Source organism: Halorubrum xinjiangense (genome assembly GCF_900102375.1).
Taxonomy (GTDB): Archaea; Halobacteriota; Halobacteria; order Halobacteriales; family Haloferacaceae; genus Halorubrum; species Halorubrum xinjiangense.
This window is the reverse complement of record NZ_FNBO01000004.1, coordinates 102,941-114,623: the sequence shown is the minus strand read 5'-3', so window position 1 is coordinate 114,623 and position 11,683 is coordinate 102,941. Positions and strand designations below refer to the sequence as shown.

The 11,683-nt window shown below is 71.2% G+C and carries 14 protein-coding genes; 7 read left to right on the top strand and 7 right to left on the bottom strand.

From position 1 onward, the window contains the following. Positions 1-32 precede the first annotated feature (32 nt). The 5 genes from F3H13_RS06490 (at position 33) to F3H13_RS06470 (ending at position 2,108) form a co-directional block, all read left to right on the top strand. Entirely contained in the window at positions 33-431 is a 399-nt protein-coding gene (locus tag F3H13_RS06490) for an acyl-CoA thioesterase (RefSeq protein WP_149798229.1), read from the top strand. Between the two features lie 78 nt (positions 432-509). Then, complete coding sequence (locus F3H13_RS06485) at positions 510-749, top strand: glutaredoxin family protein (protein WP_149798228.1); 240 nt, start codon at positions 510-512, stop codon at positions 747-749. Further along, positions 746-1,279, top strand: a complete 534-nt coding sequence (locus F3H13_RS06480) for a cob(I)yrinic acid a,c-diamide adenosyltransferase (protein ID WP_149798227.1) — start codon at positions 746-748, stop codon at positions 1,277-1,279. Before F3H13_RS06485 ends, F3H13_RS06480 begins: the two co-directional genes overlap by 4 nt. 68 nt (positions 1,280-1,347) lie before the next feature. Beyond that, on the top strand, positions 1,348-1,674 hold the full coding sequence (locus F3H13_RS06475) for a cupin domain-containing protein (RefSeq protein WP_149798226.1): 327 nt from the start codon (positions 1,348-1,350) through the stop codon (positions 1,672-1,674). Further along, positions 1,674-2,108, top strand: a complete 435-nt coding sequence (locus F3H13_RS06470) for a rhodanese-like domain-containing protein (RefSeq protein WP_149798225.1) — start codon at positions 1,674-1,676, stop codon at positions 2,106-2,108. The genes F3H13_RS06475 and F3H13_RS06470 overlap by 1 nt, the downstream gene beginning before the upstream one ends. A gap of 26 nt (positions 2,109-2,134) precedes the next feature. On the opposite strand, the gene F3H13_RS06465 is transcribed toward F3H13_RS06470, so the two are convergent. From F3H13_RS06465 to gnd, 4 genes are all read right to left on the bottom strand, one after another. Further along, complete coding sequence (locus F3H13_RS06465; RefSeq protein ID WP_149798224.1) at positions 2,135-3,043, bottom strand: Vms1/Ankzf1 family peptidyl-tRNA hydrolase; 909 nt, start codon at positions 3,041-3,043, stop codon at positions 2,135-2,137. Positions 3,044-3,565: 522 nt separating this feature from the next. Beyond that, positions 3,566-3,910, bottom strand: coding sequence for a DUF5802 family protein (locus F3H13_RS06460; RefSeq protein WP_008848511.1), 345 nt, complete (start codon positions 3,908-3,910; stop codon positions 3,566-3,568). A gap of 82 nt (positions 3,911-3,992) precedes the next feature. Next, on the bottom strand, positions 3,993-4,781 hold the full coding sequence (locus F3H13_RS06455) for a helix-turn-helix transcriptional regulator (RefSeq protein WP_149798223.1): 789 nt from the start codon (positions 4,779-4,781) through the stop codon (positions 3,993-3,995). Between the two features lie 102 nt (positions 4,782-4,883). Continuing rightward, positions 4,884-5,846, bottom strand: a complete 963-nt coding sequence (gnd, locus tag F3H13_RS06450) for a phosphogluconate dehydrogenase (NAD(+)-dependent, decarboxylating) (RefSeq protein WP_223174384.1) — start codon at positions 5,844-5,846, stop codon at positions 4,884-4,886. Between the two features lie 38 nt (positions 5,847-5,884). Here gnd and F3H13_RS06445 point away from each other — a divergent pair, with 38 nt between their 5' ends. Then, a complete protein-coding gene (locus F3H13_RS06445) occupies positions 5,885-6,361 on the top strand; it encodes a cupin domain-containing protein (RefSeq protein WP_149798221.1) in 477 nt (158 codons plus the stop codon). 19 nt (positions 6,362-6,380) lie between these two features. Here the strand turns inward: F3H13_RS06445 and F3H13_RS06440 are convergent, their stop codons facing one another. Further along, the gene (locus F3H13_RS06440) at positions 6,381-7,613 is read right to left on the bottom strand and encodes a threonine synthase (protein ID WP_149798220.1); all 1,233 of its coding nucleotides are present in this window, start codon (positions 7,611-7,613) and stop codon (positions 6,381-6,383) included. Positions 7,614-7,844: 231 nt separating this feature from the next. Between F3H13_RS06440 and F3H13_RS06435 the strand changes: the two genes are divergently transcribed. Further along, on the top strand, positions 7,845-8,780 hold the full coding sequence (locus F3H13_RS06435) for a helix-turn-helix domain-containing protein (RefSeq protein ID WP_149798219.1): 936 nt from the start codon (positions 7,845-7,847) through the stop codon (positions 8,778-8,780). A 29-nt stretch (positions 8,781-8,809) separates the two neighbouring features. Here the strand turns inward: F3H13_RS06435 and gcvPB are convergent, their stop codons facing one another. Together gcvPB and gcvPA are read right to left on the bottom strand one after the other, a co-directional pair. Beyond that, positions 8,810-10,240 (bottom strand): aminomethyl-transferring glycine dehydrogenase subunit GcvPB, encoded by a 1,431-nt coding sequence (gcvPB, locus tag F3H13_RS06430; RefSeq protein ID WP_149798218.1) that lies wholly within the window; start codon positions 10,238-10,240, stop codon positions 8,810-8,812. Beyond that, on the bottom strand, positions 10,240-11,616 hold the full coding sequence (gene gcvPA, locus F3H13_RS06425) for an aminomethyl-transferring glycine dehydrogenase subunit GcvPA (protein WP_149798217.1): 1,377 nt from the start codon (positions 11,614-11,616) through the stop codon (positions 10,240-10,242). The genes gcvPB and gcvPA overlap by 1 nt, the downstream gene beginning before the upstream one ends. Positions 11,617-11,683: the final 67 nt, after the last annotated feature.

Below are 11,683 nucleotides of genomic sequence, written 5' to 3'. Positions count from 1 at the left end.
GCCTACATACGATCCCCGCCAGTGGGTCGAGTATGGGTACGTACACCGTGGATATCGACGTGCGATTCCGGGACATCGACGCGCTGGGCCACGTCAACAACGCCGTCTACGCGACGTACGTCGAGCAGGCGCGGACGCGGTACTTCCGCGACCTCCTTGAGATCGACATCTCCCAGTCCTCGAACGTGCTGGCGTCGCTGTCGATCGACTTCCGCCGCCCGATCGAACTGCCGGACGAGGACGTGACCGTCACCGTCGAGCTGGCCGACCTGGGGCGGTCGAGCGCGACGATGACCCACGAGATCCGCGTCGGCGACGCGGTCGCGGCGGAGGCCGAGGCGACGATCGTCGCGCTGGACCCGGAGACCGGGAAGCCGGCGCCGATCCCCGAGGAACATCGGGCCAAGATGGAGTCGTACCACGACCTGTAGGAGTCCGGACGGCCGAGACCGCTCGGCCGATCCGCTCCGGACGCACACCTTCTTGACGGCGCGGACGGATCGATCGGTATGACCGTTCGACTCTATGCCCTCGACGGGTGTCCGTGGTGCGAGAAGGCGGCCGACGCCTTAGACGAAGCCGGTGTCGAGTACGAGACGGAGTGGGTCGAGGCGCTCCACTCGGCGCGGAACGAGGTCAAGCGCGTCAGCGGCCAGCGCGGCGTCCCGGTCCTCGTCGACGAGGCGCGCGGCGTGACGATGGCGGAGAGCGCGAACATCGTCGAGTACGTCGAGAGGACCCTCGCATGAGCATCTACACCGGCCGCGGCGACGAGGGCGAGACCGACCTCCGGGACATGAGCCGGGTGTCGAAGTCGAGCCACCGCATCGAGGCGTACGGCTCCGTCGACGAGGCGAACGCGCTGCTCGGCACGGTTCGCCCGACAGGCCACGACGACGTCGACGACCTGCTAGAGACGATCCAGAACCACCTCCACATCGTTCAGGCGGACCTCGCGAACCCCGACCCCGACCCGGACGACCCGCAGGTCGAGGCCCAACACACCGAGCACCTGGAGGACCGCATCGACGCCTTCGACGAGGAGCTGGAGCCGCTCCGGTCGTTCATCCTGCCCGGGGGCGGCGAGGCGGGGGCGGCGCTCCACCACGCGCGCGCCGTGGTCCGGCGGGCGGAGCGCCGCGTCGTCGACCTCGCGCGCTCGGAACCGATAAACGAGGCCGTCGTCACCTATCTCAACCGGCTCTCCGACCTCCTCTTCACGCTCGGGCGGCTCGTCAACGCGCGCGACGGTGAGCCCGAGGAGTCGCCGTCGTACTGAGCCCCGGCCGCGCCGTCGGCCCCGGTCCCGAGCGCGCGATTTTTCCCCGTCCCGCGCGAGGTGCGGGTATGACGCTCGACAGCTACGCGGCGGCGGTCTCGGACCTCGACCCCGAACCCGGCGAGGTCGAGTCGGCGGAGCTCGTCGTCACCGACGACGTGCTCGTGAAGGCGTTCGTCCTCGGCCCGGGCGCGACGGTGGACGCGCACGAACACGCCGACGCCACGAACGTGTTCCACGTGGTGGAGGGCGAGCCGACCGTGGTCCGCGACGACGAGGAAGCGGCACTTGCCGCGCCCGCAGTGGTCGAGAACGCGCGAGGCGCGGTCCACGGCGCCCGCAACGACACCGACGAGCGAGCCGTGCTCACGGCCAGTATCGCACCCCTTCCCTGATGGACGGCGAAATCGATCCCGCGGAGCTGTCGGCGCTGCTCGAGGAGCGCGGCGGCGACTCCGCCGACGAATCAGCCGACGGCCCCGCCGGCGAATCCGAATCGCTTCGCATCGTCGACATCCGCGACCTGCGGGCGTTCGACCGGGGCCACCTCCCCGGCAGCGAGTGTATCCCGTTCCCGGAGCTGACGAGCCGGATCGCGGAGCTCGACGGCAGCGACCGCATCGTCACCGTCTGCCCGCACGGCGTCGCCAGCCAGCAGGCGGCCCAGCTGATCGGCAGCTACGAGGGGACACAGGACGCGCGCGTCGAGAGCCTTCGCGGCGGTATCGAGGCGTGGGAACGGCAGATCGGCGAGCTGACGGAGACGGACGAGCCCGACGAGGGAGCCGACGCCGGCGACCCCGACGAGGGCCCCGAGTCGCCGTTTTGACGCGCGTCGGTCCCTTTTATTCCGGGTCAGATGGCGCGGACGCGAACCCGCCAGAAATCGCGGAAGGCGTCGTCGAGCGCCGCTTCCGGCTTCCCCGTGGCGTCCGAGACGTCGGTGACGTCGGCGCGGTCGCGGACCCGCCCGAGGACGCTGCGCTCGCCGACGGCGATCACCCGGTCGATGTCGTCCGCGTCGGCCACCGCCGCGAGCGCCTCGTTCGCCTTCGCTAGGTGATCGTCGATCTGCCCCTCGCGGCGGCGCTCGAAGCGCCCCTGCGAGAAGCCGCCCTTCGAGTGGGCCTCCTTCACGTCGCTCGCGAAGCCCTCGAACGCGACCCGCTCCGCGCGCTCGTAGGTGCCGACGGCGAAGGTGTCAGAGCGGACCAGCGCGAACGCGAACCGGCCGGTCGGCCGGAACCACGCGTCGTCGAGTCGAAATCGGTCGTCCCACCGGTCGAACGGCTCGGGTTCGATCGGCGGCGTGAGCGCGACGCTCACCGCGCCGGTGTCGTCGGCGAGGACGACCGCGGGCGCGGCCCGCCGGACCAGTTCCGTGCGGTCGCCGAACCAGTCCGAGACGGTCGCGGGGACCGAGTCGGCGTCCGGAACGTATGCCGTGAGCAGCCCCTCGGGGTCGTCGCTCTCGACGCTCCGAAAGCGGTCGAGCGCGTCGGCCAGCTTCGGCCCGCGGAGGTCGCTCACGCGTCTGAACTCGAGTGACTCCTCAACGCCCTCGGCGCGCTCTATCCGCTCCTCCAGCGACTCGATCCGGTGTTCGAGCTCGTTGACGCGCTCCTCGGCGCGCTGGCGGTCGGCGACCGCGTCGGAGCGGCGCTCCTCTTCGGCCTCGGCGCGGCGTTCGAGGTGGCGCTTCTCCTCTTCGAGCTCCTCGATCCGCTCTTTCAGCTCGGCGCGCCCGAGCAGCCTATCGATCATACCGAATCCGCGACCCCCCGCGACCTAAAAGGTGCGTCTGTGGCGGCGACGTGGTCGAACTCGTTTATATATGAGTGCTGTGCGGTGGCGCGTGCCGGTGAGCGCCGCACCGCGGCGCGAACCGCACGCGCGAGGGAGTCGCGGCCGCTTTTAAGCGGCCGCGACGAGGCTGGGGAGGCGTGAGGTGCTGGACGGTGCCGTGCGGGGCGGGACTCAAAGGGGCAGCCGCGAGGCCGCAGTAGGCGACGTAAGCACCGCAGGGAGCGAACGAAGTTTGCGACCGAGGAGCGCAGCGAGCGTACTGCGGCCTCGCGGCTGGGGCTTTGGAGGTGTTTGCCGCCGCTCCACCGGCAACTACTTATAAACGAGCGGCTGGGGCTTTGGCGGTGTTTGCCGCTGATCCGCTATCAGTCACTTATAAGCGAGCGGCTGGGGGTTCGGGAGCACGCTCAATCTGTACCCAACTGCCCATTTATAAGTAGCGGCCACAATCGACGGGAAAACGGAGTCACATTCCTCAAACTACGCGTTCACGAACGGTTCCCACCCTTCCCATCGCAGCAGCGTCTCCGCCCGGTCCGCGTCCGCCAGCAGCACGTTCCGCCGGTCAGGGAGCGTCTCGTCGGCGAGTTCCTGGGGAATCGCGAGCGTGCCGCTCGGTACGTCGTCGTCGCCGCCGACCGGGATGTGGCCGCCGTCGACCTTCATGACGAGCGGGGCGTCGAGTCGCTCGACCCCCTCGCCGTCCGCGTACAGCTGCTCGTTGACGTGTTCGTGGTCCGCCCGCTGGATGACGGCGCGATCGCCGCCGTGGGGTTCCACGTACAGTTCCCCCAGGTAGTAGCCGCTCGAGAATCGCTCGAACATTCTATGCGTGGTATCCTCTACCACGACAGTATATAAGGGTTTCCCGCGGCTTACGCGCCCTGAGATTCGGCCGCGGCGGCCGTCACAGTTCGATCGCGTCGCCGTCGTTCGAGCGGTAGTACGCCGCCAGCGACGTACCGCGGTCGCGCTGGGCGTCGAACAGTTCGGCTAGCCACTCCACGGCGCCCGGGTCGTCGTTGGCCGCGTACCCGAGGAGCGTGCCCTTGTCGCTGTGGATCGCGAGGTACGCCGTCGTCCGACCGTCGACGGTGCTCAGGTACCACGCGAACGGGAGGTCGGCGACGACGCTCATGTCCACCCCGGCGTCGACGACGGAACGCGCTCGCTCGGGGCTCTCCACTGCCAGGTAGTCCGCGACCGACTCCGTCACGACGTACGACAGCTCCAGCGACTCCTCGACGACGGTACGGCGATACAGCGACAAAACGAACTGCTCGTCGTTGGCGGCGATCGACGCCCCCCGCAACCGGTCGGCCGTCTCGGCGACGCGGTGGAGCCGGGACAGCACCGCCGCCGGCGACGTATCGGGTATCGTCACCACCTCGGCGTCCGCGAGGAAGCGGTGGTTCCGCGGCGACGACGGGAGCTCGTTGAGGACGTCGTTCGCCGACTCGACCGCCTCCGCGACCGCGGTTGCCTCGTCGACGGTGTCTAAGAGGATCCGACCGGCGAACGTCGTCTCGTAGCCGTCCGCCCCGCGCTCGACGAGTCGGTCCTCCTCGAGGGCCCGGATCGCGCGATTGACCGTCGACCTGGAGTGCTCGAACTCTTCGACGAGATCCCGGATCCGCGCCGGACCGTCTGAGAGCCGGACGAGGTACTGCCGACGGGCGAAGGCGAGATCGAGCACGGGTGTAACCGTGTGACTGCCGCCAGTAATACGTGTTGCTAAGCGAAGGGGTCTTGCCGCACACGGACGCGACCGCACCGACGCCGTCGGCGCTCGGGCGGGTTACGCGTCGTCGCGCCGCGCGACCTCGTGGCGACCGAACCCGTACCGCAGCCGGTTCGCGAGCCGCCGCGAGAAGCGCCCCTCGTTGCGCGAGTCGAACCGCTCCGCGAGCGCCTGGTAGATGATCGGGACGGGGACCTCCTGTTCGAGCGCCTCTCGGACCGTCCACGTGCCCGTCGAGCCCCCCGCGACGTGGTCCGCCACGTCGCCGAGATCCGACCCCTCCTCGCGGAACGCCTCCTCGCAGAGCTCGAGTAGCCACGACCGGATCACGGCACCGTTGTTCCACGTGCGCGCGACCGACTCCATCTCGAGGTCGTAGCGCCCGTCGGTGAGCAGCTCGAACCCCTCGCCGTACGCCTGCATCAGCGCGTACTCGACGCCGTTGTGGACCATCTTCACGTAGTGGCCCGCGCCCGACTCGCCCATGCGGTCGTGGCCCTCCGGCCCCGTCGCCACCGCGTCGAAGACGGGGACCATCGCCTCGTAGGCCCACTTCGGGCCGCCGACCATCAGCGAGAAGCCCGCCTCCGCGCTCGCCGGCCCGCCGGAGGTGCCGCAGTCGAGGTACGCCGCGTCCGTCTCCTCGGCGCGGCGGACCGACTCCTCGAAGTGGGAGTTACCGCCGTCGACGACCACGTCATCGCCGTCGAGATGCGGCTCCACGTCCGCGAGCGTGGCGTCGACCGCGTCGCCCGCGGGCACCATCAGCCAGATCCGCTTTTCGGCTCCCAGCCGGTCGCAGAGGTCCGCGACCGAGTCGGCGGGCTCCGCGCCCGCCTCCGCCGCCTCGGCGGTCGCCTCCGCCGAGAGGTCGAACGCGATCACGTCGTGGCCCGCCTCCAGCGACCGGTTCGCGACGATCTGCCCCATCCGCCCGAGTCCGATGACGCCGAGTTCCATGCGCGAGGGGTGGCGACCCCCCGCCGTAGTGGTTCCGGTTCGGTGACCGCCCCGGACCACCCCCCAACGGTTTTGCTCGCCCCTCGAGTGTCGAACCCATGGGACGCGTTCACGAGGGAGAACTCGACTGGACCGACACGGACCGCGGCGAGACGCGATTCCGCCGGAAGCAACTCGCGGAGGCGGCCGACGGCGAAGAGATCGGCTGTAGCCTCTACGAACTCCCGGCCGGGGCGAAGTCGTGGCCGTACCACTACCACGCCGCCAACGAGGAGGCGCTCTACGTCCTCGCGGGCGAGGCGACCCTCCGTCACGACGGCGAGACGCACCCGATCGAGGCGGGCGACTACGTCGCGTTCCCGGCGGACGAGTCCGGCGCCCACCGAGTCGTCAACGAGAGCGAAGACCCCGTCAGGTACCTCGCGATGTCGACGATGATCGAGCCGGACGTGACCGTCTACCCCGACTCGGAGACATTCGGCGTTTACGTCGGGTCGCCGCCGGGCGGCCGCGAGGAGCGCTCGCTGGAGGGGTACTACGAGACCGACGGCGACGTCGACTACTGGGAGATGTAGGCACCGACCGCTTCGTCGCCTACTCGGCCGCCTCCGCTTCGACTTCGCGCTCGCCGAGGTGCGCGCGGAGCGCGTCCACGTCCTTGTTGCCCGCGCCGGTGTTCAACAGGACGACGGTGTCGTCGGGGCCGAACTCGTCCGACTCAGCGAGCGCGAACGCCCCGGAGACCGCGGCCGCGCAGGTGGCGCCCACCTCCAGCCCCTCGCTCCGCGCGACCTCGATGGCGGCGTCGAGGATCTCCCGGTCCGTCGTCGCCACCGCCCCGCCGTCGGACTCGCGGATCGCCTCTAAGATGAGGTGACTCGCGCCGGGGTCCGGGATCGCGATCCCGTTACAGGCCGTCTCGACCTCGGCGTCCGCGAGCGGCTCGTGCTCGTCCGCGCCCGCCTCGTAGGCCCGGACGACCGGCGCGCAGCCCGCGGCCTGCGCGGCGTACATCGGGACCAGTTCGTCGGTCCAGCCCAGCTCCCTCGCCTCCCGGGCGGCCTTGTGCATGCCGACGAGGCCGACGCCGCCGCCGGTCGGGTAGACGACGCCGTCGGGCGCCTCCCAGTCGAGTTGCGCCAGCAGCTCCAGCGCCATCGTCTTCTTCCCCTCGTGGCGGTACGGCGTGACGAACGTTTTCGTCGAATACCACTCGGGGTGGTCGTCCATCGCCTCGGCGTACGCCGCCCCGGCGTCGCCGATCTGCGAGTTGCCGTCGACCGGGTCGGTGACCGTCAGGTCCGCGCCGTGGACCTCCGTCATCGCCTTCTGGGTGAACCCCGCCCGCGAGGGGAGGAACACGTGTGCGTCCAGATCCGCGCGGGCCGCGTACGCCGCGGCCGCTTGCCCAGCGTTGCCGGCGCTGTTTAAGACGACCTCGCTCGCGCCGTGCTCGCGCGCCGCCGTCATCGCGGCCGACTGCCCGCGGTCCTTGAACGTCCCCGTGGGGTTCGCCCCCTCGTCTTTCAGGAGGACGCGGCCGACGCCCATCGCGTCCGCCAACGCCGGACACTCCACGAGCGGCGTGGCGCCCTCGCCGAGCGACACCGCGGTCTCGGCCGGGAAGGGGAGGAGTTCGGCGTACCGCCACATCGACCCGTGGGGCCGCGAGTCGAGCGTCTCCGGGGTCAAATCGACTCGGTCGTAGTCGTAGTCGGGGTCGAGGATGCCGTCGCAGTCGGGACAGCGGTGGGTCGCCGCCGCCGCGTCGAACGTCTCCCCGCAGTCGACGCAGGTCAGGCCGATAAACGCGTCTGTCGTCTCCATGCGCCCCCACTCGCGTGCCGGGCCCTTCGGTGCTGGGGTCGCGGCACGCGCCGAGGCGGTCTGTGGTGCGGGCGCATCGCGCACCGACGCGTCCGGTGCCGCGCTCGCAGCGGGTACTTAGGTTCGAAACGAATGAAGGGGTACGCGGAGGGGGCCCGCCGTCGTACCGCGAGACGAGATGCCTGCTCCTGCGACCGCATCCGCCCCGCCGAGAGAATCGAGGTGGTACCGATGAGCCGAACGGTCCTCCGATTAGACCTTCCGACCGGATCGTGGCTCGGGGACGCCTCCCGGCGCGTCCCCGCGGCGACGCTCCGAGTCGCGGAGACGATCGCGGTCGACGGCGCGGTCGACGCGGCCGCTGGCGCGGCCGGCGACGCGCTTGACGCGAACACTGGCGCGGCCGCCGACGGGTCGGACGCCGCCGCCGGGCGGCCGCCGACCGACGAGGATCCCGAGGCGGCCGCGACGGTCCTCGTCGGCGGTACCGAGCGGGACCGCATGGAGAACGCGCTCCGCGAGCACGAACGCGTCGCGCGCGTGACGACCGTCGACCGACGCGGCGACGTCCGCACGCTCCGGGTCGTTGGGCGCGCCCCCGCGTACCTCCCCGCGGCGCGGGCGGTCGGCCTCCCGATCGAGTCGACGGTCGATGTCGCCGAAGGCCGCGCGAGGGTGACCGTCGTCGGCGACCGCGACCGGATCGAGGCGTTCGGCCGCCGGCTCGCGGGCGACGGGATAACGGTCGGCGTCGCCGCCACCGGGGGCGACAGCCGGGACCGGACGCTCACCGAGGCGCAGCGCGAGCTCGTCTTCGAGGCGGTGCGCGCCGGGTACTACGACACCCCGCGCCGCTGTACGCTCACGGAGCTGGCCGAGGCGAACGGGATCGCGAAGTCGACCTGTAGCGAGACGCTCCACCGCGCCGAAGGGCGGGTGATGCGCCGGTTCGTCGACGGCGAGGGGCCGTTCGCCTCGGCGTCGGACGCGGCGGGCGCGACGGGAGCCGAGACCGGGTCTCCCGAGCCGGTCTCGATCGGCGAGGAGCTCGACGGCGACGACTCCGAGGCCGACGAGGGGGAGACAGGCGAGCACGAGGCCGACGAGTTCGACACCGGCGACCCGGACCGCGAGAAACCGGTGCGGTCCGCGCCGACCGAGCCCTGACGCGGCCGACCCCTTCCCTCGGAGTCGCCCTACTCCCCGTCGAGCGCCTGCCACGAGAGCCGCGGGTTCCGCGCGGCGCCGACCTGGTCGATCCGGCCCGCGGCGGTCCGGTTCGGGGCCGCGTCGAGCGCCTCGTCGGTGTCGGCGTACGCGAGGTTGAACGCCTCGGCGAGGTCGTCGAGCGAGGACTGTCCCTCGATCTCCGTCGGCTCGGTCAGCATCGCCTCCGGCACCATCTCCGGCCACTTCGTCGTCGGCGGGTGGACGCCGAAATCAAGCATGCGCTTGGCGACGTCGGCCGCGTCGCGGTCGCCCGCGGTCGCCGCGAACTCGTGGTGGAAGGGGCCGTGCGGCACGTCGAGATCGATCCGCTCGGCGAGGTAGTTCGCGTTGAGGACGGCCTTCGCCGCCGCGTCCGACAGCCCCCCGTCGCCGAGGCGGGCGATGTACGCGTACGCCTTGACCAGCACGAGCCAGTTGCCCGCGAAGCCGTGGACCTTTCCGATCGTGTGGTCCGGCTCGAAGCGCTCGTACCCCGACCCCTCCGCCGCCTCGCGCACCCGCGGCGTCGGGAGGAACGGCGCCAGCTCGTCGACGACGCCGACCGGCCCGGCGCCGGGGCCGCCGCCGCCGTGGGGCGTCGCGAACGTCTTGTGGACGTTGTAGTGCATCACATCGAACCCCATGTCGCCGGGGCGCCCGCGGCCGAGCAGCGCGTTGAGGTTCGCGCCGTCGTAGTAGAGCAGGCCGCCGGCGTCGTGAACGATGTCCGCGATCTCGGAGATGTCGCGCTCGAAGAGCCCGACGGTGTTCGGGTTCGTGAGCATCAAGGCGGCCGTCTCGTCGCCGACGGCCGCCTCCAGGGCTTCGAGATCGACGCGGCCGTCCTCGCCCGAGGGCAGTTCGACCACGTCGTAGCCCGCGGTCGCCGCCGTCGCGAAGTTCGTCCCGTGCGCCGACGCCGGGATCACGACCTCAGAGCGGTCGTTGCCGTGGTGTTCGTGGTACGCCTTCGCGACGAGGATGCCCGTCAGCTCCCCGGCGGCGCCCGCCGGCGGCTGGAGCGTGACGGCGTCCATTCCGCCGATGTCCGCGAGGACCTCCTGGAGCCGGCACTGGAGCTCGAGGTTCCCCTGCGCGGAGCGCGCGGAGCGATCGGGGTGGATCGCCGCGTTCGGGTCGGCCGCCACGTCCTCGGTGAACTTGGGGTTGTACTTCATCGTACAGCTCCCGAGCGGGTACGGCCCCGAGTCGATCGCCCAGTTCATCTGCGAGAGCCGGGTGTAGTGACGCGCCGTCTCCGGCTCCGACGGGTTCGGCAGCGTCAGCTCCTCGCGGGTCAGGTCGTCGGGCAGCGGGGAGTCCTCCCGCACGTCGACGGTCTCTTGGCCTTTCTCCGAGAGCAGCGGCTCGCGGACGTCCTCGCCCTCTCGCTCGTAGTTCGCCTGGTCGTGGATCATCAAAGCACCTCCTCGAAGGCCGCGACGAGCTCGTCTGTCTTCCCGGCGTTCAGGTCGGTGACGCACACCTGAAGCAGGTGCTCGCCGATCGCGTGGACCGCGAACCCCTCCTTCTCCAAGTCCTCGGCGACCGGCGCCGCCGGCTGGTCGACCCGCACCGCGAACTCCCGGAAGTGGTGACGGTCGTGGACGGGCGCGGCCGCGCCGGAGAGCTCGTCGATCCGGTCGGCGAGCGCGGCCGCCTCCCGGACGCAGTCGTTCGCGAGGTCGACGAGCCCGTCCGGACCCAGTGTCGCCGCGTGGATCGCCGCACGGAGCGCGACCCACGCCTGGTTCGTGCAGATGTTCGAGGTGGCCCGCTCCTTGCGGATGTGCTGTTCGCGCGTCTGGAGCGTCAGCGTGTACGCGCGGGTGCCGCCGGCGTCGGCGCCTCCGGCGCCTCCGTCTCGCGCCCCCTCCGGCGGCGCGCGCTCCTCGCTCGCGCCGACGAGCCGGCCGGGCACCTGCCGCAGGAAGTCGTCCCGGCAGGCGAAGATCCCCAGCCCCATGCCGTAGCTGGTCGGCAGGCCGAGCGCCCCGGCCTCGCCGACGACGACGTCGGCGCCGACCGCCTCCGGCGACTCTAGGACCGACAGCGCCACGACGTCGGAGCCGAGCGCGAACAGCGCGTCGGTCTCGTCGGCGACCTCACCGATGGCCGCGAGCCGCTCTTCGAGACAGCCGCGGACGGTCGGGCTCTCGGCGTACACCATCACGACGTCGTCGCCTGCGCGGTCGGCGAGCGCGTCGACGTCGGCCGTCCCGTCGGCCATCGGGTACGTCTCGACGGTCAGGTCGGCGCCGTCGCAGTAGTTCTCCAGCACCGCTCGCTTCCCCTCGCGAAGCTGTTCCGGGACGAGGACGGTGTCGCCCGAGGTCGACCGGACGCGGTCCGCGAGCGTCGCGGCCTCGCCCAGCGCGGTCGCGGCGTCGTACATCGAGCAGTTCGCGACGTCGAGCCCGGTGAGCTCGACCAGCATCGACTGGTACTCGAAGAGCGCCTGGAGGAACCCCTGCGAGACCTCCGGCTGGTACTGGGTGTAGCTCGTGAGGAACTCGGCGCGGTCCGCGAGGTGGTCGACGACGCTCGGCACGTAGTGGCCGTAGTGGCCCCGGCCGAGGAACTCCGTGAGGTCGTCGTTTCGCGCGAAGACCCGCGCGCACTCGTCGCGTATCTCGCGTTCGGTCCGCGCGTCGATGCCGAAGTCGCCGTCGAAGGCGACCGACTCCGGGATGTCGAACAGCGCCTCCTCGTCGTCGACGCCGATCGCCGCCAGCATCGCCGCGGTCTCGTCGTCGGTGTGGGGCGCGTACGGCGTGCCGTTCGCCCAGCTCATCGGTTCGCTCCGCCTCGTCCGCGGTCGGTCGACCGCTCGTCTGTGGCCCGTCCGGTTGCGACTCGTC

Excerpts from the sequence above, each read along its gene's own strand:
- gcvPB (WP_149798218.1), bottom strand. The coding sequence starts at position 10,240 with ATGATCCACGACCAGGCGAACTACGAGCGAGAGGGCGAGGACGTCCGC.
- F3H13_RS06465 (WP_149798224.1), bottom strand. The coding sequence starts at position 3,043 with ATGATCGATAGGCTGCTCGGGCGCGCCGAGCTGAAAGAGCGGATCGAG.
- F3H13_RS06475 (WP_149798226.1), top strand. The coding sequence starts at position 1,348 with ATGACGCTCGACAGCTACGCGGCGGCGGTCTCGGACCTCGACCCCGAA.
- F3H13_RS06485 (WP_149798228.1), top strand. The coding sequence starts at position 510 with ATGACCGTTCGACTCTATGCCCTCGACGGGTGTCCGTGGTGCGAGAAG.
- gcvPA (WP_149798217.1), bottom strand. The coding sequence starts at position 11,616 with ATGAGCTGGGCGAACGGCACGCCGTACGCGCCCCACACCGACGACGAG.
- F3H13_RS06435 (WP_149798219.1), top strand. The coding sequence starts at position 7,845 with ATGAGCCGAACGGTCCTCCGATTAGACCTTCCGACCGGATCGTGGCTC.
- F3H13_RS06490 (WP_149798229.1), top strand. The coding sequence starts at position 33 with ATGGGTACGTACACCGTGGATATCGACGTGCGATTCCGGGACATCGAC.
- F3H13_RS06470 (WP_149798225.1), top strand. The coding sequence starts at position 1,674 with ATGGACGGCGAAATCGATCCCGCGGAGCTGTCGGCGCTGCTCGAGGAG.
- F3H13_RS06460 (WP_008848511.1), bottom strand. The coding sequence starts at position 3,910 with ATGTTCGAGCGATTCTCGAGCGGCTACTACCTGGGGGAACTGTACGTG.
- F3H13_RS06445 (WP_149798221.1), top strand. The coding sequence starts at position 5,885 with ATGGGACGCGTTCACGAGGGAGAACTCGACTGGACCGACACGGACCGC.
- F3H13_RS06440 (WP_149798220.1), bottom strand. The coding sequence starts at position 7,613 with ATGGAGACGACAGACGCGTTTATCGGCCTGACCTGCGTCGACTGCGGG.
- F3H13_RS06480 (WP_149798227.1), top strand. The coding sequence starts at position 746 with ATGAGCATCTACACCGGCCGCGGCGACGAGGGCGAGACCGACCTCCGG.